This is a genomic window from Lysobacter antibioticus, from assembly GCF_001442535.1.
GTDB classification, from domain to species: domain Bacteria; phylum Pseudomonadota; class Gammaproteobacteria; order Xanthomonadales; family Xanthomonadaceae; genus Lysobacter; species Lysobacter antibioticus.
Window position 1 is genome coordinate 5401560 of sequence record NZ_CP013141.1, and the last position, 24421, is coordinate 5425980.

At 67.6% G+C, this 24421-nt stretch carries 23 protein-coding genes and 1 pseudogene; 19 read left to right on the forward strand and 5 right to left on the reverse strand.

The window, feature by feature from the left end; genetic code table 11:
• Window positions 1–169: 169 nt before the first annotated feature.
• From GLA29479_RS21790 to GLA29479_RS21840, 11 genes are all read left to right on the forward strand, one after another.
• Window positions 170–2290 carry a prolyl oligopeptidase family serine peptidase gene (locus tag GLA29479_RS21790; protein ID WP_057972836.1) on the forward strand — a complete coding sequence of 707 codons (2121 nt, stop codon included), beginning with the start codon at window positions 170–172 and terminating at the stop codon, window positions 2288–2290.
• A gap of 131 nt (window positions 2291–2421) precedes the next feature.
• The gene (locus GLA29479_RS21795) at window positions 2422–4587 is read left to right on the forward strand and encodes a S9 family peptidase (protein ID WP_211265010.1); all 2166 of its coding nucleotides are present in this window, start codon (window positions 2422–2424) and stop codon (window positions 4585–4587) included.
• A 139-nt stretch (window positions 4588–4726) separates the two neighbouring features.
• Complete coding sequence (locus tag GLA29479_RS21800; protein ID WP_082638902.1) at window positions 4727–5191, forward strand: YbaN family protein; 465 nt, start codon at window positions 4727–4729, stop codon at window positions 5189–5191.
• A gap of 99 nt (window positions 5192–5290) precedes the next feature.
• A complete protein-coding gene (lptM, locus tag GLA29479_RS21805; RefSeq protein ID WP_082638903.1) occupies window positions 5291–5626 on the forward strand; it encodes an LPS translocon maturation chaperone LptM in 336 nt (111 codons plus the stop codon).
• Window positions 5619–6497 carry a diaminopimelate epimerase gene (gene dapF / locus GLA29479_RS21810; RefSeq protein ID WP_057972837.1) on the forward strand — a complete coding sequence of 293 codons (879 nt, stop codon included), beginning with the start codon at window positions 5619–5621 and terminating at the stop codon, window positions 6495–6497. Before lptM ends, dapF begins: the two co-directional genes overlap by 8 nt.
• On the forward strand, window positions 6494–7180 hold the full coding sequence (locus tag GLA29479_RS21815; RefSeq protein ID WP_057916678.1) for a DUF484 family protein: 687 nt from the start codon (window positions 6494–6496) through the stop codon (window positions 7178–7180). The genes dapF and GLA29479_RS21815 overlap by 4 nt, the downstream gene beginning before the upstream one ends.
• 48 nt (window positions 7181–7228) lie before the next feature.
• Entirely contained in the window at window positions 7229–8116 is an 888-nt protein-coding gene (gene xerC, locus GLA29479_RS21820; protein ID WP_057972838.1) for a tyrosine recombinase XerC, read from the forward strand.
• Window positions 8117–8293: 177 nt separating this feature from the next.
• Window positions 8294–8845: an ATP-dependent protease subunit HslV gene (gene hslV, locus GLA29479_RS21825; protein WP_057916681.1), complete on the forward strand. Its 552-nt coding sequence runs from the start codon at window positions 8294–8296 to the stop codon at window positions 8843–8845.
• Between the two features lie 107 nt (window positions 8846–8952).
• Window positions 8953–10326, forward strand: coding sequence for an ATP-dependent protease ATPase subunit HslU (gene hslU, locus GLA29479_RS21830; protein ID WP_484502489.1), 1374 nt, complete (start codon window positions 8953–8955; stop codon window positions 10324–10326).
• Window positions 10327–10577: 251 nt separating this feature from the next.
• A complete protein-coding gene (locus tag GLA29479_RS21835) occupies window positions 10578–11909 on the forward strand; it encodes an NAD-dependent epimerase/dehydratase family protein (protein ID WP_057972839.1) in 1332 nt (443 codons plus the stop codon).
• A 2-nt stretch (window positions 11910–11911) separates the two neighbouring features.
• Complete coding sequence (locus tag GLA29479_RS21840; RefSeq protein ID WP_057916683.1) at window positions 11912–12376, forward strand: DUF2269 family protein; 465 nt, start codon at window positions 11912–11914, stop codon at window positions 12374–12376.
• On the opposite strand, the gene GLA29479_RS21845 is transcribed toward GLA29479_RS21840, so the two are convergent.
• The 3 genes from GLA29479_RS21845 to GLA29479_RS21855 all read right to left on the reverse strand — a co-directional run bounded on the left by GLA29479_RS21845 (window position 12377) and on the right by GLA29479_RS21855 (window position 13944).
• On the reverse strand, window positions 12377–12844 hold the full coding sequence (locus GLA29479_RS21845) for a GNAT family N-acetyltransferase (protein ID WP_057916684.1): 468 nt from the start codon (window positions 12842–12844) through the stop codon (window positions 12377–12379).
• Between the two features lie 83 nt (window positions 12845–12927).
• Window positions 12928–13383 carry a nucleoside deaminase gene (locus GLA29479_RS21850; RefSeq protein ID WP_057916685.1) on the reverse strand — a complete coding sequence of 152 codons (456 nt, stop codon included), beginning with the start codon at window positions 13381–13383 and terminating at the stop codon, window positions 12928–12930.
• Window positions 13384–13473: 90 nt separating this feature from the next.
• The gene (locus GLA29479_RS21855) at window positions 13474–13944 is read right to left on the reverse strand and encodes a GNAT family N-acetyltransferase (protein WP_057972840.1); all 471 of its coding nucleotides are present in this window, start codon (window positions 13942–13944) and stop codon (window positions 13474–13476) included.
• A gap of 119 nt (window positions 13945–14063) precedes the next feature.
• Here GLA29479_RS21855 and ubiE point away from each other — a divergent pair, with 119 nt between their 5' ends.
• On the forward strand, window positions 14064–14825 hold the full coding sequence (ubiE, locus tag GLA29479_RS21860; protein ID WP_057916687.1) for a bifunctional demethylmenaquinone methyltransferase/2-methoxy-6-polyprenyl-1,4-benzoquinol methylase UbiE: 762 nt from the start codon (window positions 14064–14066) through the stop codon (window positions 14823–14825).
• Window positions 14826–15280: 455 nt separating this feature from the next.
• Here ubiE and GLA29479_RS21865 read toward each other — a convergent pair whose 3' ends face one another.
• Complete coding sequence (locus tag GLA29479_RS21865) at window positions 15281–16021, reverse strand: SDR family NAD(P)-dependent oxidoreductase (protein WP_057972841.1); 741 nt, start codon at window positions 16019–16021, stop codon at window positions 15281–15283.
• On the opposite strand from GLA29479_RS21865, the gene GLA29479_RS24950 reads away from it, so the two are divergent.
• From GLA29479_RS24950 to GLA29479_RS21885, 5 genes are read left to right on the forward strand one after another with little or no spacing between them, the layout of a single operon-like run.
• Complete coding sequence (locus GLA29479_RS24950; protein WP_144436686.1) at window positions 16020–16223, forward strand: hypothetical protein; 204 nt, start codon at window positions 16020–16022, stop codon at window positions 16221–16223. The two genes, GLA29479_RS21865 and GLA29479_RS24950, sit on opposite strands and share 2 nt — an antisense overlap.
• Window positions 16224–16258: 35 nt before the next feature.
• A complete protein-coding gene (locus GLA29479_RS21870; RefSeq protein WP_057972842.1) occupies window positions 16259–18220 on the forward strand; it encodes a M1 family metallopeptidase in 1962 nt (653 codons plus the stop codon).
• 10 nt (window positions 18221–18230) lie between these two features.
• The gene (locus tag GLA29479_RS21875; protein WP_057972843.1) at window positions 18231–19208 is read left to right on the forward strand and encodes an alpha/beta fold hydrolase; all 978 of its coding nucleotides are present in this window, start codon (window positions 18231–18233) and stop codon (window positions 19206–19208) included.
• Window positions 19205–19936: a hypothetical protein gene (locus tag GLA29479_RS21880; protein WP_057972844.1), complete on the forward strand. Its 732-nt coding sequence runs from the start codon at window positions 19205–19207 to the stop codon at window positions 19934–19936. Before GLA29479_RS21875 ends, GLA29479_RS21880 begins: the two co-directional genes overlap by 4 nt.
• A gap of 26 nt (window positions 19937–19962) precedes the next feature.
• Window positions 19963–20694, forward strand: coding sequence for a glycoside hydrolase family 25 protein (locus GLA29479_RS21885; RefSeq protein ID WP_057972845.1), 732 nt, complete (start codon window positions 19963–19965; stop codon window positions 20692–20694).
• Window positions 20695–20973: 279 nt separating this feature from the next.
• On the opposite strand, the gene GLA29479_RS21890 is transcribed toward GLA29479_RS21885, so the two are convergent.
• Complete coding sequence (locus GLA29479_RS21890) at window positions 20974–21906, reverse strand: carbohydrate kinase family protein (RefSeq protein ID WP_031372080.1); 933 nt, start codon at window positions 21904–21906, stop codon at window positions 20974–20976.
• A gap of 353 nt (window positions 21907–22259) precedes the next feature.
• On the opposite strand from GLA29479_RS21890, the gene GLA29479_RS21895 reads away from it, so the two are divergent.
• A complete protein-coding gene (locus GLA29479_RS21895; RefSeq protein ID WP_031372079.1) occupies window positions 22260–23306 on the forward strand; it encodes a rod shape-determining protein in 1047 nt (348 codons plus the stop codon).
• A 175-nt stretch (window positions 23307–23481) separates the two neighbouring features.
• Window positions 23482–24309, forward strand: a pseudogene (gene mreC, locus GLA29479_RS21900) (rod shape-determining protein MreC); the annotation flags it as partial.
• Window positions 24310–24421: the final 112 nt, after the last annotated feature.

A 24421-nucleotide genomic window follows, 5' to 3' on the forward strand; every position in this document is an offset into this window, starting at 1 on the left:
TGAACCGCCGGTCCGAGCGGCCGCCCGGACCGGCCGCAGGGCCGGTCCAAACGCCCGTCGGCGGTCGTTCAACGCGCCAAACCACGCAACTCCCTACATGACCTTGGGCAGGGCGGCGGCCGCGCGGCCCTGTGCTAGCGTGGCGGCCTTCCTTTGCACCGGATGAGCCATGTCCTCGATGTCGCAGACCTGTCAATCCCTGCTGTTCGCAGCAGGTATCGCCGCCGCCTCGGCCTCTGGTGCCGCAACCGCCAAGGAGGCCGCCATGAACGATTCCTACGCTTGGCTCGAAGAGGTCGAGGGCAAGCGCTCGCTCGAATGGGTCCAGGCGCGCAACGCCAAGACCGAGGCCGAACTCGCCGCCACCCCGCAGTTCAAGCAGCTCGAGTCCGACATCCGCGCGATCCTCGACTCCAACGCCAAGATCCCCGGGGTCGAGAAGATCGGCGCCTACTACTACAACTTCTGGAAGGACGCGCAACACCAGCGCGGCCTGTGGCGCCGCACCACGCTCGAGGAATACCGCAAGGACCAGCCGAAGTGGGAGACCGTGATCGACCTCGACGCGCTCAACCGCGAAGAGAACGAGCAGTGGGTCTGGCACGGCGCCGACTGCCTGCGTCCGGACTATCAGCGCTGCCTGGTCGCGCTGTCGCGCGGCGGCTCCGATGCCGACGTCACCCGCGAGTTCGACCTGACCACCAAGGCCTGGGTCAAGGACGGTTTCGTCCGTCCCGAGGCCAAGGGCAGCCTGAACTGGATCGACCGCGACCACGTCTACGTCGCCACCGATTTCGGCCCCGGCTCGATGACCACCTCGGGCTATGCGCGCGTGGTCAAGCTGTGGAAGCGCGGCACGCCGATGGCCTCGGCCAGCCTGGTCTACGAGGGCAAGCCGACCGACATGATGATCGGCGCCATGCACGATCACACCCCGGGTTTCGAGCGCGATTTCGTCCAGCGCACGCTCGCCTTCTATAACGACGAGCTGTACCTGCGCGGCGCCGACGGCAAGCTGAGCAAGATCGATCTGCCGAACTCGGCCAACAAGTACGTCCACCGCGAATGGCTGATCGCCGAGCTGCGCGATCCCTATGAAGCCGGCGGCAAGAAGTACGCTTCCGGCAGCCTGATCGCGATCAAGTTCGACGACTTCCAGGCCGGCAAGCGCGACTTCACCACCTTGTTCGCGCCGACGCAGACCACCTCGCTGGCGAACGCGGTGTGGACCCGCAATCACCTGATCCTCAACGTGCTCGACGACGTCAAGTACAAGCTCAGCGTGCTGACCCCGGGCGAGGGCGAGTGGAAGCGCGAGGCCTTCGCCGGTGCGCCGACCTTCGGCACGGTCATGGTCGGCGCGGTCGATTCCGACGAAAGCGACGCGGTCTGGCTCAGTGCCAGCGACTACCTGACCCCCAGCACCCTGGCGATGGGCGAAGTCGGCAAGAGCGCCAAGGCGCCTGAAGTGCTGAAGACCATGCCGACCTTTTTCGACGCGTCGAAGAACACGATCGAGCAGCACTTCGCCAAGAGCAAGGACGGCACCCGCGTGCCGTACTTCCTGGTGCGGCCGAAGGACCTCAAGCTCGACGGCAGCGCGCCGACCCTGCTGTACGGCTACGGCGGCTTCGAGATCTCGCTGACCCCGAGCTATTCCGGCGGCATCGGCAAGGGCTGGTTGGAGAAGGGCGGCGTGTATGCGGTCGCCAACATCCGCGGCGGCGGCGAGTACGGCCCGCGCTGGCACCAGGCCGCGCTCAAGGCCAACCGCCACAAGGCCTATGAGGACTTCGCCGCGGTCGGCCAGGACCTGATCGCGCGCAAGATCACCAGCACCCCGCACCTGGGCGTGCAGGGCGGCAGCAACGGCGGCCTGCTCACCGGCAACATGCTGACCCAATACCCGGACCTGTTCGGTGCGGTCGTGGTGCAGGTGCCGCTGCTCGACATGAAGCGCTACAGCCATCTGCTGGCCGGCGCCTCGTGGATGGCCGAATACGGCGATCCGGACACGGCCGACTGGTCGTTCATCCAGGGCTTCTCGCCGTACCACCTGTTCGACGCCAAGCGCGAGTACCCGCCGGTGATCTTCATGACCTCGACCAAGGACGACCGCGTCCATCCGGGCCATGCGCGCAAGATGGCGGCGAAGATGCTCGATGCCGGCAAGAACGTGCGTTATTACGAGAACATCGAAGGCGGCCACGGCGGTGCGGCCAACAACGCCCAGCAGGCGCACATGAACGCGCTGGCCTTCACCTTCCTGTGGGAACAACTGGCCAAGTGACGGGCCGGCCGGCCGATGCGTGACCCGACGGGCGCCCAGGCGCCCGTCGTCGTCTGCGCCGCGGCTTTGCCCGAATGGGCTGGCTGAATCCTCGCGGCCCCGCGGTTGCGCATTCCGATATCGGACCCAATATGAAACCGACCTTTCTCACGCTTGCGGCGACGCTCCTGATGACCACGACCCTTTCCGCCACCGCAGCCGGCCTGCCCACGCCGCCCGACGCCGCCAAGAAGCCGCACGAGGTTAAGGCCCCGCACGGCGCCCAGCGCAGCGACGAGTACTACTGGCTGCGCGACGACAAGCGCAAGAACCCCGAGATGCTGGCCTATCTCAAAGCCGAGAACGCCTACGTCGATGCGGCCATGGCGCCGCTCAAGCCGCTCGAGGACACGCTGTACAACGAGATCGTCGGCCGCATCAAGCAGGACGACAGCTCGGTGCCGTACCGCGAGCGCGGCTACTGGTACTACACCCGCTTCGAAACCGGCCAGGACTATCCGATCCAGGCCCGCCGCAAGGGCGGCATGGACGGCGCCGAGGAGATCCTGCTCGACGTCAACGCCATGGCCAAGGACAAGCAGTACTTCAACGTCGGCGACTTCGAGGTCAGCCAGGACAACCGGATCCTGGCCTGGGCCGACGACGCGGTCGGCCGCCGTCAGTACAAGATCCGCTTCAAGAACCTGGACACCGGCGAGATCTATCCCGACGTCATCGACGATGTCTCGCCGAACCTGGTCTGGGCCGACGACAACAAGACCCTGTTCTACGTCGAGAACGACCCCGAGACCCTGCTGACTGTGCGAGTCAAGAAGCACGTGCTCGGCACGCCGGCCTCGGCCGACGTCCTGGTCTACGAAGAGAAGGACGACAGCTTCTACATGGGCATCGGCCGCAGCCGCGACGACGCCTACATCTGCATCAGCCTGCACAGCACCGTGTCGAGCGAAGCGCGCTGCGCGCCGGCCGCCGACCCGAAGGAATTCGTGGTGCTGGCGCCGCGCGAGCGCGACGTCGAATACGATGTCGATCATCTCGACGGCCGTTGGGTGATCCGCACCAACGCGCCCGGCGCCGACGGCAAGCCGGCGCCGAACTTCCGCCTGGTGACGGCCGCCGACGGTGCCCGTTCGCGCAAGGAGTGGAAGGACTGGGTCGCGCATCGCGACGATGTCTTCATCGAAGGCTTCGAGCTGTTCGACGGCTTCACCGCGGTCGCCGAGCGTTCCAACGCGCTCGAACGCCTGCGCCTGATCGGCAAGGACGGCAAGGAGGAATTCGTCAAGGCCGACGAGCCCGCGTTCTCGATGGGCCTGTCGACCAACTCCGAGCACGACACGCCGTGGCTGCGCTACACCTACACCTCGATGACCACGCCGGCGACGACCTATGAGCTCAACACTCAGACCGGCGAGCGCAAACTGCTCAAGCAGCAGCCGGTGATCGGCTACGACCCCGACCAGTACGTGACCGAGCGCTTCTGGGCGACCGCGCGCGACGGCGTCAAGGTGCCGGTGTCGCTGGTCTACAAGAAGGGCTTCGAGAAAAACGGCAAGGCGGCGCTGCTGCAGTACGCCTACGGCAGCTACGGCTCCTCGACCGACCCGGGCTTCAACAGCACCGTGGTGAGCCTGCTCGACCGCGGCATGGTCTATGCGATCGCCCACATCCGCGGCGGCCAGGAACTCGGCCGCAAGTGGTACGACGACGGCAAGCTGTTCAACAAGAAGAACACCTTCACCGATTTCATCGACGTCAGTGCCGAACTGGTCAAGGCCGGTTACGCCGCGCCCGACCGCGTCGCGGCCTACGGCGGCAGCGCCGGCGGCCTGTTGATGGGCGCGATCGCCAACATGGCGCCGCAGCAGTACCGGGTGATCCTGTCGCAGGTGCCGTTCGTCGACGTGGTCACCACCATGCTCGATCCGAGCATCCCGCTGACCACCAACGAGTACGACGAGTGGGGTAATCCGGAGAAGAAGGATTACTACGACTACATGCTCAGCTATTCGCCCTACGACAACCTCAAGGCCCAGGCCTATCCGGCGATGTTCGTCGGCACCGGCCTGTGGGATTCGCAGGTGCAGTACTGGGAGCCGGCCAAGTACGTCGCCCGCCTGCGCGATCTCCAACTGGCCGACAAGAGCGACGGTAAGCCGCCGCTGCTGTTCCGCACCAACATGGAGGCCGGCCACGGCGGCAAGTCGGGCCGTTTCCGCCGCTTCCGCGAACAGTCGGAAATGTACGCGTTCATGCTCGACCAGCTTCAGGTCGGCAGCGGGTCTTCGCTGAAATAAGCGCCCGCGGCTCCACCCTCGACGGCACCGGCGGCGCCCGCCCCGGTGCCGTCGTCGTTTGCGCCCGCGGCATGGATTGAAAGCCGGGCCCACACCCGCATTTCGATCACAGCCCCTACGACCGCCGCATACTTCCGCCATGCCGTTTCCGCCACCGCCTGCCGACCCCGAGCCGCCGACCGCGCCCGCCGCGGATGCGGCCGAGGGCGGGGCTCGATCGTCGAAGGCCCGCACGGTGCGGTTCCGCTGGGCCTGGAAGCTGCTCGCCTATGCCAGCCTGGCCCTAGGCGTGATCGGCATCGTCGTGCCGGGCCTGCCGACCGTGCCGTTCGTGCTGCTGTCGGCCTTCGCCGCGGGGCGGGGTTCCGAGCGCCTGCATGCCTGGTTGCTCGGTCACCGCCAGTTCGGGCCGATCATCCGCGACTGGGAAAAGCACGGCGCGGTCAGCCGGCGCTCCAAGTGGCTGGCGGTGTCGATGATGGCGGTCTGCGCGGTCATCATGTTCCTGACCTCGCCGAAGCTGTGGATGGCGATGACCGGCACCGCAATCATGACCGCGGTCGCTATCTGGTTGTGGCGGCGGCCCGAACCGCCGCGGACCTGAGCGCCGCGGGCGCCGGCCCCCGGCCCGCCTGAACCCGCGCCGCGTCCTGCGGCCCCGGGCGGGTTCGTTTCGACGCCGGCTGCGGGCTACACTTCGCCCATGAATGCACGCATCGCAACGCCTCTCGTTTTGACCGCGCTGACCCTCGCCCTGACCGCTTGCGGCAACAAGGGCCCGCTGGTCCTGCCGACCGAGCCCGCGCCGCAGGAAGCGCCCGTGGCCAAGCCGGGCGAAGTGCCGGTGACCATTTCCACCGCCAACAATCCGCCGGTCGCGACCGACCCGAACGCCAAGACCTCGCTGCCGACCCTGCCGCCGCTGGACGGCTCGCAGCCGGCCGCCGAGGGCGCGAAGGATGCGGAGACTCAAGACAAGGGCGGCGACGGCAAGGACGACGCCAAGCCCGCCGAGCCGGTGCCGCAAGGCGATGGCTGAGTCCGCGACCGCCGTGGCCGGGCCGGCCGCGCCGCTGCGCTTCAGCAAGATGCACGGCGCCGGCAACGACTTCGTCGTGCTCGATCTGCGCGGCGGCGCGCCCGAACCCGACGCTGAACTGTGCCGCGCCTTGGCCGACCGCCACTTCGGCGTCGGTTGCGACCAGATCCTGACCGTCGAAGACCCGCTCAGCGAGGGCGCGGTCGCGTCCTATCGGATCTGGAACGCCGACGGTTCGGGCTCGCAGCAATGCGGCAACGGCGCGCGCTGCATCGCCGCCTGGCTGGTCCGCGACGGCGCCGCCGCCGGCGCCGGGGACGGCAGTTTCGCCGTCGACAGCCCGGCCGGCCGCCATGCGGTGTGGGCGCTCGCCGACGGCGGTTACCGCATCGACATGGGTCGGCCCGATTTCGAGCCCGCGCGCATCCCGATGCGCGGCTACACGGCCTACCAGGACCAGTACGTGGTCGACATCCACGACACCGTGATCGGTTTCGGCGCGGTGTCGATGGGCAACCCGCATGCGGTGATCGAGGTCGACGACGTCGACGCCGCGCCGCTGGACAGCATCGCCCCGCTGCTGCAGTCGAGCAATGCGTTTCCGGAGTCGGCCAACGTCGGCTTCGCCCAGGTGATCGCCCGCGATCGCATCCGCCTGCGCGTGTACGAGCGCGGCGTCGGCGAGACCCTGGCCTGCGGCAGCGGCGCTTGCGCCGCGGTAGCGGTGCTGATCCGGCGCGGCCTGATCGACCGCGACGTCGCCGTGCGACTGCCCGGCGGCGAATTGCGCATCGCCTGGCCCGACGACGCGGCGACGCTGTCGATGGCGGGCCCGGCGGCTTTCGTGTTCGAAGGAGAGTGGAACCGATGACCGACAAGTTCAGCGAGCAAGCGAGCGACAAGTTCAGCGCCCATGAAGTCGCCAACTGGCTGCGTCGTCATCCGCGGTTCCTGCAGCAGTTTCCCGACCTGTCGATGAGCCTGGTGGTGCCGCGCGAGGAAGGCTCGGCGGCGTCGCTGGCGAGCTACCAGCTGGAAGTGCTGCGCGACAAGAACCGCGAACTGTCGCGGCGCCTGCAGGAACTGTTCGGCAACGCCCAGGAGAACGAACGCCTGGCGGTGCGCACCCATCAACTGACCCTGGCGCTGCTGCGCCAGGGCAGCGCCGCCGACACCCTGCGCGCGATGGCGGCGAGCCTGGCCGAGGATTTCAACGGCGACCTGGTGCGTCTGGTCGTGTTCAAGCCGGTCGAAGGCCTCGGCGACAGCGACTGGCTGCAGATCGTCCCCGAAGGCGATGCGCGCTTGCAGCCGTTCCGCGACGCCTTGAGCGACGGCGAACCGCTGTGCGGCCGCCTGCAGCCGGAAAAGCACGTGGTGCTGTACGGCGACCGCGCCGAGGAAGTGCAGTCGAGCGCTTTGCTACCGCTGCCGGGCACCGGCCTGATCGCGGTCGGCAGCCGCGACGCGAACCGCTTCTTCCCCGGCATGGGCACCTTGTTCCTGCGCATGATGGGCGAGTCGCTGGCGGTCGCGCTCAGGCGTTTCGACTGAGGCGAGCGCGCGGCGCGATCCGCGCCGACACGCCGCAGCGGTTTCGCCATGAGCGCCACTAACGCCTTTCTCGATCATCTGCGCGTCGAGCGCCGCATGTCGGCGCACACCCTCGACGCCTATCGGCGCGATCTCGACGCCCTGGCGCAATGGTGCGAGCACCACGGCCGCGGCGATCCGCTGCGGCTGAGTGCGGAAGACCTGCGCGCGTTCATCGCCGCCGAGCACCGGCGCGGCCTGACGCCCAAAAGCCTGCAACGCCGTTTGTCGGCGTGCCGTAGTTTCTACGCTTGGCAGGTCAAGCAAGGCGTGCTCATGGCCAGTCCGGCGGCAGCGATCCGCGCGCCGAAAGCACCGCGCAAACTGCCGCAGGTGCTCGACCCGGACGAAGCCAAGGCCCTGGTCGAAGTGCCGACCGATGTGCCGCTGGGTCTGCGCGACCGCGCCGTGCTCGAGCTGTTCTATTCCTCCGGCCTGCGCTTGAGCGAGTTATGCGCCTTGCGTTGGCGCGATCTCGATCTCGACGACGGGCTGGTCACCGTGCTCGGCAAGGGCAGCAAGCAACGCAGCGTGCCGCTGGGCTCGCACGCGCGCGCGGCCTTGCAGGAATGGCGCGCGTCGACCGGCGCGGCGAACGAGGCGCAGGTATTTCCCGGGCGCGGCGGCGGCCCGATCACGCCGCGCGCGATCCAACTGCGCATCCGCCAACTGGCGCAACGCCAGGGTTTGTTCAAGCGGGTGCATCCGCATCTGCTGCGCCACTCCTTCGCCAGCCACATCCTCGAATCCTCGGGCGACCTGCGCGGCGTGCAGGAGCTGCTCGGCCATGCCGACATCGCCACCACCCAGATCTACACCCACCTCGACTTCCAGCACCTGGCCAAGGTCTACGACGCCGCGCACCCGCGGGCCAAGCGCAAGCCTGGGAAGGAGTAGCGAGGAACGAGGAACTGAGGAACGAGAAGGGGAGAGTTGCCGCTGATTGCGCGGGGGGGGGGCGGGCTGCGCTGAACGCGACTCGTTGCTCGTTCCTCTTGACTCGTTCCTCCCCCCCTCTGGGCTTGACTAGTCGTCCGGCGCCCCCATCCAGGACTTCAGTATCCAGGAGGTCACATGGACCCCAGTCAAAATCCCACTGTTTTTCACGCCACCACCATCGTCTCGGTACGCCGCGACGGTCGCGTTGCCGTGGCCGGCGACGGCCAGGTGACGCTCGGTCACACCGTCATGAAATCCAACGCGCGCAAGGTGCGCCGTCTCGGCCGCGATGGCCAGGTATTGGCCGGTTTCGCCGGCGCCGCTGCCGATGCGTTCACCTTGTTCGAACTGTTCGAAGCCAAGCTCGAGAAGCACGGCCAGCTGACCCGCGCCGCGGTCGAATTGGCCAAGGACTGGCGCACCGAGCGCCGCCTCGGCAAGCTCGAAGCGCTGCTCGCGGTGGCCGACAAGGAAACCTCGCTGATCATCAGCGGCACCGGCGACGTCATCGAGCCCGAAGACGGGATCATCGCGATCGGCTCCGGCGGCATGTACGCACTGTCGGCTGCGCGCGCACTGGTCGCGCACACTCAACTCGACGCTCGCACCATCGCCACCGAGGCGATCAACATCGCCGGCGACGTCTGCATTTATACGAATCGCAACGTGGTGGTCGAAGAGCTGTAGCAACGAGTGGAGAGAAGTGAGGAGTGAGTAGAACTCGCCCCTCGTCGTCTCTTCCGTTCGCAGCGAAACCGCTCACTCCTCACTCCTCTTAGCTCACTTCTGGTCCCATGAAACCCGACAACAGTCACGCCACCATGACCCCGCGCGAAATCGTGCAGGAGCTCGACCGACACATCATCGGTCAGCACGCAGCCAAGCGCGCGGTCGCGATCGCGTTGCGCAATCGTTGGCGCCGCATGCAGCTCAACGACGACCTGCGCAATGAGGTCATGCCCAAGAACATCCTCATGATCGGCCCCACCGGCGTCGGCAAGACCGAGATCGCGCGCCGTCTGGCGACGCTCGCGAACGCGCCGTTCGTCAAGGTCGAGGCCACCCGTTTCACCGAGGTCGGCTACGTCGGCAAGGACGTCGAGCAGATCGTCCGCGATCTCGCCGACACCGCGGTCAAGCTGTACCGCGAGCAGGCCAAGGTGCGCGTGCGCACCCAGGCCGAGGATCGCGCCGAAGATCGCATCCTCGATGCGCTGCTGCCCAAGCGCGTGCCGGGCGGTTTCGGCTTCGGTTCGGAAACCCCGGCGCAGGACACCAGCTCGCCCGACAGCGACACCCGCGCCAAGCTGCGTAAGCAGTTGCGTGCCGGCGAACTCGACGAGCGCGAGATCGAGATCGAGACCGCGGTCAACGTCGGCGTCGACATCATGGCGCCGCCCGGCATGGAAGAAATGGGCCAGCAACTGCGGCAGATGTTCTCACAGGTGTCCGGCGGCAAGACCCACAAGAAGCATCTGCCGATCAAGGCCGCGCGCCCGCAACTGATTGAAGAGGAAGCGGCCAAGCTGGTCAACGAAGACGACGTGCGCGCCGCCGCGATCGAAGCCTGCGAACAACACGGCATCGTCTTCATCGACGAGATCGACAAGGTCGCCAAGCGCAGCGAAGCCGGCATGAGCGGCGGCGACGTCAGCCGCGAAGGCGTGCAGCGCGACCTGCTGCCGCTGGTCGAGGGTTCGACGGTCAGCACCAAGTACGGCTCGGTCAAGACCGACCACATCCTGTTCATCGCCTCGGGTGCGTTCCACTTGGCCAAGCCCAGCGACCTGATCCCGGAGCTGCAGGGCCGTTTCCCGATCCGGGTCGAACTGGGTGCGCTGAGCAAGGACGATTTCGTCCGCATCCTCACCGAACCCAAGGCCTCGCTGACCACCCAGTACATCGAACTGCTCAAGACCGAGGGCGTGGATCTGCAGTTCACCGCCGACGCGGTGGAGCGCCTGGCCGAGATCGCCGCGCAGGTCAACGAGCGCCAGGAAAACATCGGCGCGCGTCGTCTGCACACCGTGCTCGAACGCTTGCTCGATACCTTGAGCTTTGAGGCGCCGGACCGCGACGGCCAGGCGGTGAGCATCGACCGCGCCTACGTCGATCAGCACCTGGGCGAACTGGTGCAGGACCCGGATCTGAGTCGCTACATTCTCTGAAGCTCGGCTCCTCTCCCGAAAACGGGAGAGGGCATCGAACGCGACACAGGCACCGGCCCCTCTCCCGCTTGCGGGAGCGGGGTTGGGGTGAGGGCAGGGAGCGTGACAGCCAGCGCTCGTTTCTGAAACGGAATCAAAGCGCTCTTACCCTGACGCTCTCAACCCTGCGCTCTCTGCGATCTCTGCAAGCGGGAGGGCGAACTCGCCGAACCGTCGCCGTCCGCGCAAACGCTCTGCTAACGTGTCGCCCCATGGACGACATCGCACCCGCATCAGGGACCGAAGCATTGCGCGCCGTTACGCCAGGCACCGTTCTGGTGCTCGGCGCCAACGGTTTTCTCGCCGGCTATATCATCGCCTCGTTGCGCCAGCGCGGGTGGCGGGTGGTGCGCGGCGTGCGCGCGAGCGCAGCCCCCTTGCGCGCCGACGAGCGCGAGGCCGACTTGACCCGGATGACCACGCCCGAAGCCTGGCGCGACACCTTGCGCGGGGTCGATGCGGTGGTCAACGTCGCCGGCATCCTGCGCGAGACCGGCACCCAGACCTTTCAGGCCATCCACGTCGATGGGCCGCTCGCGCTCGCCCAGGCCTGCGTATCCGCCGGCGTCGCCCGCTTCGTACAGATCTCCGCCCTCGGCGAACCCGAGGACGGCGCCTTCATCGCTTCCAAGCATCGTTTCGATGAGGCCTTGCTCGCCCTGCCGCTGAGCGCGGTGGTGCTGCGGCCGTCGATCGTCTATGCCGCGTCCGGTTCCTACGGCGGCACCTCGTTGCTGCGCGCGCTGGCGGCGTTTCCTGGCTGGCATCTATTGCCCGGAGACGGCCGCTGGGCGATCCAGCCGGTGTCGGCCGAAGACCTCGGCACCATCGCCGCGCTCGCCGCGGAAGGCGAGCAGCGCGGCATCTTCGAGGTCGGTGCGCCGCAATCGATGACGCTGCGCGAGTACCAGGCGACCTGGCGGCGCTGGCTGCGTATCGACGGCGAGGCCGCGATCGCGGTGCCGGAAGCGCTGGTGTCGTTGCAGGTTGGGATCGGCGAGCGGCTTGGTCGCGGCCCGGTCGGCGAAACCATGTGGCGCATGCTCCGGCGCGGCAACGTCACCGGCGCCGATGCGCCCGCGCGTCTACAGGCCGAGTTCGGCCACACGCCGCTCGATCTGCAGACCGCGCTCGCGGCGACGCCGAGCCAGGTCCAGGACCGCTGGCAGGCGCAGTTGTACTTCCTCGCGCCGACCCTGCGCATCGCCATCGTCGCCTTGTGGCTGATCTCGGCCGTGGCCGGATGGCTGACACCGGCGGCGGCGATCGAAGCGCTGGCCGCGGGTTCGCCGATGCAGGACTGGCAGCCGGTGCTGTTGGCGCGCGCGACCGCCTCGCTGGATGCGGCGCTCGCCTTGCTGTTGCTGATCAATTGGCGGCCGCGTCCGGTGCTCGGTCTGATGGGGATCAGCGTGCTCGCCTACACGCTCGCGTTCGGCCTGCTGCTGCCGGCGCAATGGCTGGACCCGCTCGGCGGGCTGGCGAAGAATCTGTTGGTGCTGCCGGCGCTCGCGGTGGCCTGGGTGCTGGCGGATCGGAGATAAGCATGGATTATTTGTGGGTGAAGTGGATTCACATCCTGTCGTCGACCCTGTTGTTCGGCACCGGCCTGGGCATCGCCTTCTTCTTCTGGATCGCGCATCGGCGCGGCGATCCGAAGGTGATCGCCGAGACCGCGCGCACGGTGGTGATCGCCGATGCCTGCTTCACCGCGCCGGCGGTGATCGTGCAGTTCGTCAGCGGCATGTGGCTGACCTGGCGGCTCGGCATTCCGTTCTCGGTGTTCTGGCTCAAGACCGCGTTGCTGTTGTTCTTCGTGGTCGGCGCCTGCTGGTTGCCGGTGCTGTGGCTGCAGGCGCGGGCACGGCGTCTGGCAGCCGAGGCCGCGGCGCTCGGCGCGCCCCTGTCGGCGGCCTATCGGCGCACCATGCGCTGGTGGTTCTGGCTGGGCTGGCCGGCCTTCCTCAGCGTGATGGCGATCTTCTGGCTGATGGTGATGAAACCGGTCTGATCAGCGGCGCAATTCGAGCAGCACGCCCACGGTCGGGAATTGCTCGCTGCCGGCGAGCCAGCCGGGGCGGCGTTCGATCTCGACGAAACCTTCCGAACGATACAACTGCAGGGCCGGTTCGTTGCCGGCCAGCGCCAGGGTGGTCACCACCGGTCCGGCATCGGCCAGCGCGTGGCGCAGCAGGCTGCGGCCGAGGCCCCGGCCGTAGCAGTCCGGGTGCACGTACAGCCAGTTCAGGGAGTTGCGCTTGTAGGCGACGAAGCCCTGCACGACGGTGTCGATCGAGGCGACGTCGAGGCGGCCGTCGAACAGGCCCTCGCTGTGCGCGGTGCGCGCCAGGCTGCGGAAGGCGGCGACGTCGGCGCTGAGCCGCAGTTCGTCCAGGCGCGCGCAGTCGTGGATTGCGCACAGCCGTGGCCAATCGCTCAGCAGGTAAGGGCGGATGCTCGGGTCGGTCGGCGGGCGCATTGCGACGGATTCTGCACCGGCCGCCGCGGGCTTGCACGGGCGCGTGTGCGGCAACGCGAGCGGCCGCACACGCTGCGCGCGACTCAGTCCTCGCCGATGTCTTCGTTCCACACGTCCGGGTTTGCGGCGATGTAGCCGCCGAGCATCTCGATGCATTCCGGGTCGGCCAGGTCGATCACGTTGACGCCGTTCTCGCGCAGCCAATCGACGCCGCCGCTGAAGTTCACCGACTCGCCGACCACGACGGTGCCGATGTTGAACTGACGGACCAGACCGCTGCAGTACCAGCACGGCGCCAGGGTGGTGACCATGATGGTGTCGCGGTAACGGCGTTGGCGGCCGGCCTTGCGGAAGGCGTCGGTTTCACCGTGCACCGAGGGGTCGTTTTCCTGGATGCGACGGTTGTGGCCGCAACCGAGCAGGCGGCCGTCGTTGTGGTACAGCGCCGCGCCGATCGGGATGCCGCCTTCGGCCAAGCCCTGACGGGCTTCGGCGACGGCGGTCTTGAGCAGGACGCGGTAGTCGGGCGTGGCGATCATGAAAGGCTCCGGTTCGATGGCGTCCAGTCTGGCGCGGCGACGCGGCGCGGTCGAGCCCGCTGCCGTCGATTCGCCCTGCGCGCAGAGCGCTCAGTCCCGCCCGCGCCGCAGCAGATCGATGTGCGGGATGCCGTCTTCGACATAGGGCTCGGACGAAGGCTCGAATCCGTAGCGGCCGTAATAGCCCTGCAGATGCGCCTGCGCGCCGATCTGCACGTCGGCGCCGGGCCAGCGCCGTTCGATTTCGATCAGCGCGGCCTCGATCATCGGCCCGCCATGGCCCTGGCCTCGGTGCGCGGGTGCGGTGAGGACGCGGCCGAAGCTGACCTGCGGATAGCTCAGCCCGGCCGGCAGGATGCGCAGATAGGCGGCGAGGGTGCCGTCGGTCGAGCGGCCGAACAGGTGGACCGCGTCCGGATCGCGATCCTTGCCGTCGGGGTCGAGATAGACGCAGTTCTGCTCGACCACGAACACTTCCGAGCGCAGGCGCAGCAGCTCATAGAGCTCGTCGGCGCTCAGTTCGCGGAAGGGCTTGGCCTGCCAGGTCAGCGTGGTGGTCATGGCTCGATTCTGGCAGACCGCGGCGGGGCGCGGGATGGCCGGGCCTTGTGGCGCTTTGGTCGTGGCGCGGGCCGGGCGCGGAACCCTGCCCCGGACGGCCGGCATGCGATAATCCCGGCATGAGCGAACAGACCCCCAAGCCCGACACCACCCACTTCGGTTTCCGCGACGTCCCCAAGGGCGAGAAGCGCAAGCTGGTCGGCGAGGTGTTTTCTTCGGTCGCCGGCAGTTACGACCTGATGAACGACCTGATGAGCCTGGGCATCCATCGGGTCTGGAAGCGCTATTTCACCGCGACCGCGCAGGTCCGTCGCGGCGACCGCGTGCTCGACCTGGCCGGCGGCACCGGCGACATCGCCGCGCTGCTGCGCGACCGCGTCGGCGACAGCGGCACCATCGTGCTGGGCGACATCAACCGCGAGATGCTGCGGGTCGGCCGCGACCGCATGACCGACCAGGGCCGCATTTCCGGTTTCGAGTACGTGCAGTGCAATGCCGAGTCGCTGCCGTTCCCGGACGCGAGCTTCGACCTGGTCACCATCGCCTTCGGCCTGCGCAACGTCACCGACAAGGACGCCGCATTGCGCGAGATGCTGCGCGTGCTCAAGGTCGGCGGCCAGGCGCGCGTGCTCGAGTTCTCGGAAGTGAAGGCCGACTGGTTCAAGCCGATCTACGACTTCCACTCCTTCAACGTGCTGCCGAAACTCGGCAAGCTGTTCGCCAACGACAGCGAAAGCTACCGCTATCTGGCCGAGAGCATCCGCAAGCACCCGCCGCAGGACGAGCTCAAGCAGATGATGGTCGAGGCCGGCTTCGCCCGCGTCGATTACAAGAACCTCAGTGCCGGCATCTGCGCCATTCATACCGGTTACAAGGTCTGAGGCGAAGCGCTCGGCGCAGCGCGAGCCACGAAGAACGCCGGGACGAAACTCCCGGCGTTTTTTGTTGCTTCCGCTTTCATCGTTGTTCCCGCGAATGCGGAAATCCGGGGTTTCATCGGGGCATGGCGCTGAAGTCTCTGCGGCCCGGCCAGGGCGCACGGCGCCCTGACGTTCATGGATGCGCAAGCCAGTGGCTCGCAAACGCATCCATTCACCCACCTTCGCGGAGATGACAGCAGGTACAGCACAACGAACCCACCTAGCGTCGTTCCCGCGCAGGCGGGAACCCAGGGCTCTATCGAGGCATCACTCTGAAGTCTCTGGATCCCCGCCTCCGCGGGGATGACGGCGAGGAGAGTCGCGCAACAACCTAGCGTCGTTCCCGCACAGGCGGGGGCCCAGGGCTTTATCCAAGCATCATTCTGATGTCTCTGGATCTCCGCCTCGCGCCAGCCTCAAGCCGAAAACCCGCCATCGACCGAGATCGCGGTGCCGGTGATGAAGTTGCCGCCCGGGCCGGCCAGGTGGGCGACGGTCGCGGCGACGTCTTCGGGGCGGCCGTATTCGCCGAGCGGCAGGCCGGCGCGCTGCGCGTCGGCGCCTTCGCCGTCGGCCGGGTTCATGTCGGTATCGACCGGGCCGGGCTGGACCACGTTCACGGTGATGCCGCGCGCACCGAGGTCTTGCGCCAGGCCCTTGCTCAGCCCGATCACCGCGGCCTTGCTCATCGAGTACAGGGTCATGTTCGGCGCGCCCACGCGTTCGCCCAGGCAACTGCCGATGGTGATGATGCGGCCACCGCGCGGCAGGTGCCTGGAGGCGGCCTGCGCGGCCACAAACGGCGCGCGCACGTGGATCGCCATGACCCGCTCGTAGGACTCGGCGCTTTCGTCCTCGAACGGGCCGTAGGCGAACACGCCGGCGTTGTTGACCACGATGTCGAGGCGGCCGAATTCGGCGACCGTGCGTTCGACCGCGGCGGTCACCGCCTGCGGGTCGGCGCTGTCGGCGGCGATGGCCAGGGCGCGGCGGCCGCCGGCCTGGATCTCGGCGACGACCGCCTGGGCCTGGTCGGCGGCGCGCGCATAGGTCAGCACTACGTCGGCGCCGTCGGCGGCCAGGCGGCGCGCGATCGCTGCGCCGATGCCGCGGCTGCCGCCGGTGACCAGGGCTACTTTGCCTGCGAGAAGCGTCATGTCGGTGTTCCTTGAAGAGGAGGAGGGTATGGCGTCGATCGTGGCAGGCGGCCCCGCGCGCGCCTACGGCGGCGATGGGAAGCATCGTTGCGTGCGCCCGGTCGCGGAAAGCAGCGTTGCGCCGCTGCCACCGGCCGAGGCACCGCCAACCGCCAAGCGCGGCGATGCGCTGCACCATGCCGGGCCGTGGGCGAGGCGCTAAACTCGGGCGCTCGACCCGTCGTCCGTGGACCTTTCATGCGTTCTTCGATCCTGACCGTTTGCCTTGTCGCGGCCCTGACCGCCGCCGCCGGCTGCTCGCGCGATGCCGCGAGCCCCGCCGCCGACTCCACCCCGCCCGCGGCGACGCCGGAGGCCAAAGTGAACGACACCGCTGCTGCGGCCGACCGCGACGAGCATTCCTACGCCCAGCCCGACCTGGTCCGCATCGACGATCTGGCCCTGCAGCTCGCCGTCGACTTCGCCAGCAAGACCCTGACCGGCAGCGCCACCTACACCCTCGACTGGGCCGATCCCAAGGCCAACCAGCTCGTCCTCGACAGCCGCGACCTGAAGATCGAAAAAGTCGTCGGCGAGCGCGCCGACGGCAAGTGGGTCGACCTCAAGTTCGCCCTGGCCGATGCCGACAAGACCCTCGGCAGCAAGCTCACCATCGACGTGCCGGAGCGCAGCAAGCGCGTGCGCGTCAGCTACGTCACCTCGCCGGGCGCTTCGGGCCTGCAGTGGCTGGAGCCGTCGATGACCGAGGGCAAGAAGACGCCCTTCATGTTCAGCCAGTCGCAGCAGATCCACGCACGCTCGTGGGTGCCGCTGCAGGACACGCCGAGCGTGCGCTTCACCTACACCGCCCACATCACCGGGCCGAAGGACGCGATGGTGCTGATGAGCGCCGACAACGATCCCAAGGCGGCGCGCGACGGCGACTACAGCTTCAAGATGCCGCAGAAGATTCCGTCGTACCTGCTCGCGATCGCGGCCGGCGACCTGGTGTTCCAGCCGATCTCCAATCGTGCCGGCGTCTGGGCCGAGCCTTCGATGGTGAAGAAGGCCGCGACCGAGTTCGCCGACACCGAAAAGATGATGGAGACCACCGAGCAGTTGTACGGCCCCTACCGCTGGGAGCGCTACGACATCCTGGTGCTGCCGCCGTCGTTCCCGTACGGCGGCATGGAAAATCCGCGCCTGACCTTCGCCACCCCGACCGTGATCGTCGGCGACAAGTCGCTGGTGTCGCTGGTCGCGCATGAGCTCGCCCACAGTTGGTCCGGCAACCTGGTCACCTTCTCCAGCAGCAAGGACGGCTGGCTCAACGAAGGCTTCACCAGCTACGTCGAGAACCGCATCGTCGAGGCGCTGTACGGCAAGGAGCGTTCCGACATGGAGAACGTGATCGGCCGCAACGAACTCGCCGCCGAGTTCAAGACCATCGATCCCAAGCTGCAGGCGCTGGCGCTGAAGCCGGGCACGCTGAAAGACCCGGACGAAGCCAGCAGCGCCACCGTCTACACCAAGGGCGCCTGGTTCCTGCAGTTCCTCGAACAGCGTTACGGCCGTGAGGTGTTCGATCCCTTCCTGCGTGGTTACTTCGATCACTTCGCCTTCCAGAGCATCCCGACCACCAAGTTCGTCGAATACGCCAAGGCCAATCTGCTCGCCAAGCATCCGGGCAAGGTCAGCGAGGCCGAGCTGGAAGAGTGGATCTACGGCCCGGGCATCCCGAAGACGGCGCCGGCCACGCAGTCGCCGCGCTTCGACGCGGTCGACGCCGCGCGCAAGGCCTGGACCGAAGCCGGCACGCTGCCGGACAAGGCCCTGACCGCGAAGTGGAGCACGCAGGAATGGGTGCATTTCATCGAGGGCATGCCGGAGACGCTGAAGGTCGAGCAGCTCGGCGCGCTCGATGCCGCCTACCGCTTCACCGGCACCCCGAACGGCGAGATCGCCCAGCGCTGGTATCCGCTCGCGGTGCGCAGCGGCTATCGCCAGGCCGACCAGGCCATCGCCGCGTTCCTGCAGAAGATCGGCCGTCGCAAGCTGATCATGCCGACCTACGGCGAGTTGGTGAAAACGCCCGAAGGCCTGAAGCTGGCCGAGGACACTTTCGCCAAGGCCAAGCCCGGTTATCACCCGATCACGACCGCCTCGGTCGAAGCGGTGATCGCCAAGGCCAAGTCCGCGCCGCAGGCCGCGGCGAAGTAAGCGCGAGCGCATGACCCTGCGTCGCCTGCTCAAGACGGTCGCCCTGGTGGCGGCCGTCTTGCTGTGCGCGCTGCTGCTGTGGTTGTGGCGCGAGCCCTACCGCGTGGTGCTCGGCGATTACACGCGCCAGCGCCTCGTCGCCGGCCTGGGCCGCAATGCCGCGCAGGTCGACGATCACCGCTGGGTCTACGCCTACAACGACGAAGCGCCGGCGAACGCGCCGACCGTGGTGATGGTGCACGGCTTCACCGGCGGCAAGGAAAACTGGTACCTGCTCGCGCAGCGTCTGCGCGGCCGCTACCGCGTATTCGTGCCCGACCTGCCGGGCTGGGGCGAGAGCGAGCGCAAGCGCGGCGCCGATTACGGTTTCGTCGCCCAGAACGACCGCGTCGCCCGTTTCATCGAGCAGGTCGCGCGCAAGCCCGGTAGCCCGGTCGTGTTGCTCGGTCATTCGATGGGCGGCGGCATCGCCGCATTGACCGCTGCGCGCCACCCCCGGGACGTCGATCGCGTGGCCCTGTTCAATTCGGCCGGCGTGCGCTTCAAGGACAACGTGTTCGGCCGCGAAGTGCTCGAGGGTAAGAACCCGTTCGCGGTCAGCGACGCCGCCAGCCTCAAGCACTATCTCGGCATCCTGTTCTACGACGAGCGCGCCAAGCCGGTCATTCCGTGGCCGGCCGACGGCATCTACATCGAGCGGCGCAAGCGCGAGGCGGCGTTCGAGCAATCCGTGCTCGACAAGATCGGCCGAGGCGACGAACGCTTCCTGCCCGGCGACGAAGCCGTGCGCATCGGCCAGCCCGCGCTGCTGCTATGGTGCCGCCAGGACGCGGTCATCGACGCCAGCGCCCTGGAGCTGTTCGCGGTGCGTCTGCCGCAAGCGCAACGCGTACTGCTGGACGGTTGCGGCCACATGTCGGTGATGGAACAGCCCGACGCCGTCGCCGAGGCCGTGGATCAACTGATAGCCAAGGGAACGCCGCGATGACACTGCGCAACGCCACCATCCTGCTCGCCGCCGCGATCGCGCTGGCCGCCTGCAAACAGCCCGACCCGAAGATCGCCGAAGCCGCCAAGGCCGCGCAGCAGGAGCAGGCCGCCGCCACCGCCGCCAAGGAATTCGACAGCGCCTATGGGCAGAAGAACTGGGAAATGGCCGCGGCCCACGGCGAGATCGTGACCTCGAAATACCCCGGCACGCCGACCGCCGACCGCGTGCGTCCTTTGTACGAAGAGGCGCAGGCCAAGGCCAAGGAAGTGCGCGAGCAGCGCCGCGTCGAATCGCTGTGGTCGTACATGAGCACGCCGGTAAAGACCGCGAAGGGCAAGGCCGGTACCCAGTTGTCGGCTTCGATCTACGCCCGCGCCAATGTCGAGACCGACGGCAAGACGCCGCGCCCGGTGCAGCTGATCTTCCGCGACCACCCCGATTGGGGCCGCAGCAGCTACCTCGTGCTGCAGGTCGGCGACTTCAATTGCTATGGCGGTTGCAAGCTCAAGATCGGTTTCGACGGCAAGACCAGGGTCATGGCCGGTAGCCGGCCGAAGACCGATGAAGCCATCGCCATGTTCGTCGAGGACGAGCGCGCGCTGTGGCGCGGCATCGGCCAGGCGAAGGAGCTGACCATCGAATTCCCGGTCAAGGCCGGCGGCACGCGCACGGCGAGTTTCGACGTGGGCGGATTGAAGCAGGACAAGTTGCCGGGCTGGAAGTAGGCGACGATTCCGGTGCAAGCACCCGCATGAGGCGCCTCAGAAAACTGCTTGCCTGGTTGGCGACCCTGGTATTGCTCGCCACCGCCATGGCCGCACTGGCATGGTGGGGCTTCCTGCATTGGCAGCCCGATCGCGGGCGTTATCCCTTGCGCGGCATCGACGTGTCGCATCACCAGGGCGCGATCGATTGGACGGCGGTGGCGCGCGACGATGTCGCCTTCGCCTATCTCAAGGCCAGCGAAGGCGGCGATCATCGCGACCGTTTGTTCGCCGAGAATTGGCGTAGCGCGCGGGCGGCCGGGATCGCGACCGGCGCCTATCATTTCTTCACCTTCTGCCGCAGCGGCGCCGAGCAGGCACGCAACTTCATCGCGGCCGTGCCGGTCGAGGCCGACGCGTTGCCGCCCGCGGTCGACCTGGAATTCGGCGGCAACTGCGGCGCGCGCCCGGATGGTGCGGCGATGCGGGTCGAGCTCGACGCCTTTCTAATCGCGGTGGAAAACGTCTATGCGAAGCCGGCGCTGCTATACGTCACCCCGGAATTCTTCGATGCCTATCGCGAATCGCTGCCGGCACGCGCGCTGTGGCGGCGTTCGATCGTGCGTGCGCCGGATGCGCGTGCGAGCTGGGCGCTGTGGCAGTACCACAACCGCGCCCGTGTCGACGGCATCGTCGGGCCGGTGGATCTGAACGTGCATGCGGGCGACAGGGCCGCGTTCGAGCGTTGGCGCGGCCAACCCATCGCGCCGCCGCTTTGAGGGTAGGAGCGACGCAAGTCGCGACCGCGACATCGCGGTTGCGTCGTTGGCGTGGTTTCGCGGTCGCGGCTTGCGCCGCTCCTACCCCTGAGGGTGGACGGCGATCGGGTGAGGCGGCGCGGAAACGAAAAATCCCGGCCGGAGCCGGGATTTTTGTGTGTCGCTTGCAGCAAGGATCTGGTGCAGTCGAGGTAAACGGTTTCGAATAATCCGATTCCCGATTCCCGATTCCCGATTCCCGATTCCCGATTCCCGATTCCCGATTCCCGATTCCCGCCCTTACAGCGCGTAACCGAACTGCTGGCGGAACTGTTCGGCGAATTCTTCGTAATCGAAGCGCTGGTTCTGGGTCCCGGGGTGCTCGACCTTCAAGGCGCCCATCAGGTTGCTCATGCGGCCGATGGTCAGCCAGTCGTAGCCCTTCTCGATGCCGAAGATCAGGCCGGCGCGGAAGGCGTCGCCGCAGCCGGTCGGATCGGTCACGCGGCGCTCGTGCGCCGGCGGGACGTCGTAGCTCTTCTCCGGCGTGTGGATCTGCGAGCCGTGCGGGCCGCGCGTGGTGATGTAGGCCTTGACCCGGGAAACGATGTCTTTTTCGCTCCAGCCGGTGCGTTCCTGCAGCAGGTTGGACTCGTAGTCGTTGACGGTGACGTAGTCGGCCTGCTCGATGAAATGACGCAGTTCCTCGCCGTTGAACAACGGCATCGCCTGGCCGGGATCGAAGATGAAGGGAATGTTGGCTTCGGCGAATTCGGTCGCGTTCTGCAGCATGCCTTCGCGGCCGTCGGGGCTGACGATGCCGAAGCTCACGTCCTTCACGTCGCGCACATGGTTCTCGTAGGAACGCATCATCGCGCCGGGGTGGAAGGCGGTGATCTGGTTGTTGTCGTGATCGGTGGTGATGAACGCCTGCGGCGTGAACAGCTCCGGGATTTCCTTGACGTGGTCGAGGCGGATCTTCTGATCGACGAACCACTCGCGGTACGGACCGAAGTCCTGGCCGACGGTGGCCATCGGAATCGGATCGCCGCCGAGCAGCTTGAGGTTGTAGGCGATGTTGCCGGCGCAACCGCCGAACTCGCGGCGCATGCGCGGCACCAGGAACGACACATTCAAGATGTGCACCTTGTCCGGCAGGATGTGGTTCTTGAACTGGTCCGGAAACACCATGATGGTGTCGTAAGCCAGTGAGCCGCAGATCAGCGCAGACATGTTCACCCCAAATAAGAAATAGAAAACGGCGGTCCATCACCGGCCGGCGGCGTAGGGTAGCGGGTGAGGCCTCGCGCGGCCAGTTCCTAATGTGCTTTGCGAGGGCTTGCGGACCACTCGATCCGTGACCCGGGCCAGGGGTGGGGCAGGGGCCGGGCGGGGGCGGGCCGGATCGGTCCGGGTCGCCCGGCGGGGTCCGCCGGCACCCCGACCCAGGGTTATCCCCAGGGTATCCACCGCCCCTCCTGAACGGCCCAGTTCGCTCGAAACCGTTGATTTTCCTTGCTCGCAGGGGGGCGGTTGCTAGGCTAACGCCCCCACTCCGCCCCTACTTTTGACGGCCCAATCCCCCGATGTTCAAGAAGTTTCGCGGCATGTTCTCCAATGACCTGTCCATCGACCTGGGCACGGCCAACACACTTATTTATGTGCGCGGGCAAGGGATTGTCCTGAACGAGCCGTCCGTGGTCGCAGTGCGCCAGGACCGGCTGATCGGCGGGAACCGGACGGTGGCGGCGGTCGGCGGCGAGGCCAAGCAGATGCTCGGCCGTACCCCGGGGCACATCACCACGATCCGGCCGATGAAGGACGGCGTCATCGCCGACTTCACCTACACCGAGGAAATGCTCAAGCATTTCATCCGCAAGGTGCACAAATCGCGCTTCCTGCGCCCGAGCCCGCGCGTGCTGGTCTGCGTGCCCTGCGGCTCGACCCAGGTCGAGCGCCGCGCGATCAAGGAATCGGCGGAGGAGGCCGGCGCCCGCGAGGTCTATCTGATCGAGGAACCGATGGCCGCGGCGATCGGCGCCGGCATGCCGGTGACCGAGGCGCGCGGCTCGATGGTGGTCGACGTCGGCGGCGGCACCACCGAAGTGGCGGTGATCGCCCTCAACGGCATCGTCTACTCGGCCTCGGTCCGGATCGGCGGCGACCGCTTCGACGAGGCGATCATCAACTACGTGCGCCGCACCTACGGCACCCTGATCGGCGAAGCCACCGCCGAGCGCATCAAGCTCGAGATCGGCTGCGCCTACCCGCAGGAACGCGCCACCACCATCGAGGTCTCCGGCCGCAACCTCGCCGAGGGCGTACCGAAGATGATCAAGATCAACTCCAACGAAGTGCTGGAAGCGCTGCGCGAGCCGCTGGCCGGCATCGTGTCGGCGATCCGCCTGGCGCTGGAGCAGACCCCGCCGGAACTGTGCGCCGACGTCGCCGAGCGCGGCATCGTCCTGACCGGCGGCGGCGCGCTGCTGCGCGACCTGGACCGCCTGATCAGCGAGGAAACCGGCCTGCACGTGCAGGTCGCCGACGATCCGCTGACCTGCGTCGCCCGCGGCGGCGGCCGCGCCCTGGAGCTGGTCGACATGCACGGCAACGAGTTCTTCGCGCCTGAGTAAGACGGGAGTCGGGAATGGGGATTCGGGAATCGTCGAAAGCCGTTTCGCCGTCGTCCCGGTTTCCCTCTCGCCCACGCGGTCCGCAAACTGAAGTAAGGTTTCGTGCGCGGCGCCCGATGGTCGCCGCGTCGCGCTTTTCCGATCCCCCACTCTCCATTGCCCATTCCCGGCTCTAATGCCCCCTTACGCCGGTCCACCCACCGCAGCCCGTAGCGGCGAAGTCGCCGACACGCTGCGCCTGTTGGCGTACCTGGCTCTGGCGGTCGTGCTGATCGTGCTCGATCACCGCGGCGGTTGGCTCAACCAGGCACGCAAGCAGACTGCGCTGTTCGTCGCGCCGCTGTGGGCGGTGGCCGGATGGCCGGGGCGCCTGGTCGAGCGCGTCAGCGACGACGCCGGCACCATGAGCCAGCTCACCGACGAAAACCGCCGCCTGCGCAACGAAGCCCTGGTCAACCAGGCGCGCATGGCACGGTTGCAATCGGTCGCCGCCGACAACCAGCGCCTGCGCGGCCTGCTCGAAGCGGCCGAGCGCGGCAATCTGGACGTGGTCCTGGCGCCGATTCTCGATATCGACCTCGATCCCACCCGGCAACGGTTGGTGCTCGACGCCGGCAGCCGCGAGCGGGTCCGGGTCGGCCAGAGCGTGATCGACGCCGGTGGCCTGCTCGGCCAAATCACCGGCATTACCCCCTTGCACGCCAGCGTGCTGCTGATCACCGACGCTTCGCATGCGGTGCCGGTCGCGGTGGCGCGCAACGGTGTGCGCCTGGTCGTCTACGGCGAAGGCCGCAGCGACAGCCTGACCCTGCGCAGCGTGCCGCTGTCGAGCGACGTCCGGGTCGGCGACGTGCTGGTGACCTCGGGCCTGGGCGGGCGCTTCCCATCGGGCTTCCCGGTCGGCACGATCACCGCGCTGCGTCCCGACGACAGCCGCGCCTTCCTGGTCGGCGAGGTGCGCCCGGCCGCCCAGCTCGATCGCGGCCGCGAAGTGCTGGTGCTGCTGTCGTTGCCGCCGGCGCCGGCCGATACCACGCAATTCGACACGCAACCGGCGATGCCGGCGGCCGGTACGGCATCCGCCGGCGCCGCTGCGGCATCCACCGGCACCGCGG

Excerpts from the sequence above, each read along its gene's own strand:
- GLA29479_RS21790 (WP_057972836.1), top strand. The coding sequence starts at position 170 with ATGTCCTCGATGTCGCAGACCTGTCAATCCCTGCTGTTCGCAGCAGGT.
- GLA29479_RS21795 (WP_211265010.1), top strand. The coding sequence starts at position 2,422 with ATGAAACCGACCTTTCTCACGCTTGCGGCGACGCTCCTGATGACCACG.
- GLA29479_RS21800 (WP_082638902.1), top strand. The coding sequence starts at position 4,727 with ATGCCGTTTCCGCCACCGCCTGCCGACCCCGAGCCGCCGACCGCGCCC.
- lptM (WP_082638903.1), top strand. The coding sequence starts at position 5,291 with ATGAATGCACGCATCGCAACGCCTCTCGTTTTGACCGCGCTGACCCTC.
- dapF (WP_057972837.1), top strand. The coding sequence starts at position 5,619 with ATGGCTGAGTCCGCGACCGCCGTGGCCGGGCCGGCCGCGCCGCTGCGC.
- GLA29479_RS21815 (WP_057916678.1), top strand. The coding sequence starts at position 6,494 with ATGACCGACAAGTTCAGCGAGCAAGCGAGCGACAAGTTCAGCGCCCAT.
- xerC (WP_057972838.1), top strand. The coding sequence starts at position 7,229 with ATGAGCGCCACTAACGCCTTTCTCGATCATCTGCGCGTCGAGCGCCGC.
- hslV (WP_057916681.1), top strand. The coding sequence starts at position 8,294 with ATGGACCCCAGTCAAAATCCCACTGTTTTTCACGCCACCACCATCGTC.
- hslU (WP_484502489.1), top strand. The coding sequence starts at position 8,953 with ATGAAACCCGACAACAGTCACGCCACCATGACCCCGCGCGAAATCGTG.
- GLA29479_RS21835 (WP_057972839.1), top strand. The coding sequence starts at position 10,578 with ATGGACGACATCGCACCCGCATCAGGGACCGAAGCATTGCGCGCCGTT.
- GLA29479_RS21840 (WP_057916683.1), top strand. The coding sequence starts at position 11,912 with ATGGATTATTTGTGGGTGAAGTGGATTCACATCCTGTCGTCGACCCTG.
- GLA29479_RS21845 (WP_057916684.1), bottom strand. The coding sequence starts at position 12,844 with ATGCGCCCGCCGACCGACCCGAGCATCCGCCCTTACCTGCTGAGCGAT.
- GLA29479_RS21850 (WP_057916685.1), bottom strand. The coding sequence starts at position 13,383 with ATGATCGCCACGCCCGACTACCGCGTCCTGCTCAAGACCGCCGTCGCC.
- GLA29479_RS21855 (WP_057972840.1), bottom strand. The coding sequence starts at position 13,944 with ATGACCACCACGCTGACCTGGCAGGCCAAGCCCTTCCGCGAACTGAGC.
- ubiE (WP_057916687.1), top strand. The coding sequence starts at position 14,064 with ATGAGCGAACAGACCCCCAAGCCCGACACCACCCACTTCGGTTTCCGC.
- GLA29479_RS24950 (WP_144436686.1), top strand. The coding sequence starts at position 16,020 with ATGTCGGTGTTCCTTGAAGAGGAGGAGGGTATGGCGTCGATCGTGGCA.
- GLA29479_RS21865 (WP_057972841.1), bottom strand. The coding sequence starts at position 16,021 with ATGACGCTTCTCGCAGGCAAAGTAGCCCTGGTCACCGGCGGCAGCCGC.
- GLA29479_RS21870 (WP_057972842.1), top strand. The coding sequence starts at position 16,259 with ATGCGTTCTTCGATCCTGACCGTTTGCCTTGTCGCGGCCCTGACCGCC.
- GLA29479_RS21875 (WP_057972843.1), top strand. The coding sequence starts at position 18,231 with ATGACCCTGCGTCGCCTGCTCAAGACGGTCGCCCTGGTGGCGGCCGTC.
- GLA29479_RS21880 (WP_057972844.1), top strand. The coding sequence starts at position 19,205 with ATGACACTGCGCAACGCCACCATCCTGCTCGCCGCCGCGATCGCGCTG.
- GLA29479_RS21885 (WP_057972845.1), top strand. The coding sequence starts at position 19,963 with ATGAGGCGCCTCAGAAAACTGCTTGCCTGGTTGGCGACCCTGGTATTG.
- GLA29479_RS21890 (WP_031372080.1), bottom strand. The coding sequence starts at position 21,906 with ATGTCTGCGCTGATCTGCGGCTCACTGGCTTACGACACCATCATGGTG.
- GLA29479_RS21895 (WP_031372079.1), top strand. The coding sequence starts at position 22,260 with ATGTTCAAGAAGTTTCGCGGCATGTTCTCCAATGACCTGTCCATCGAC.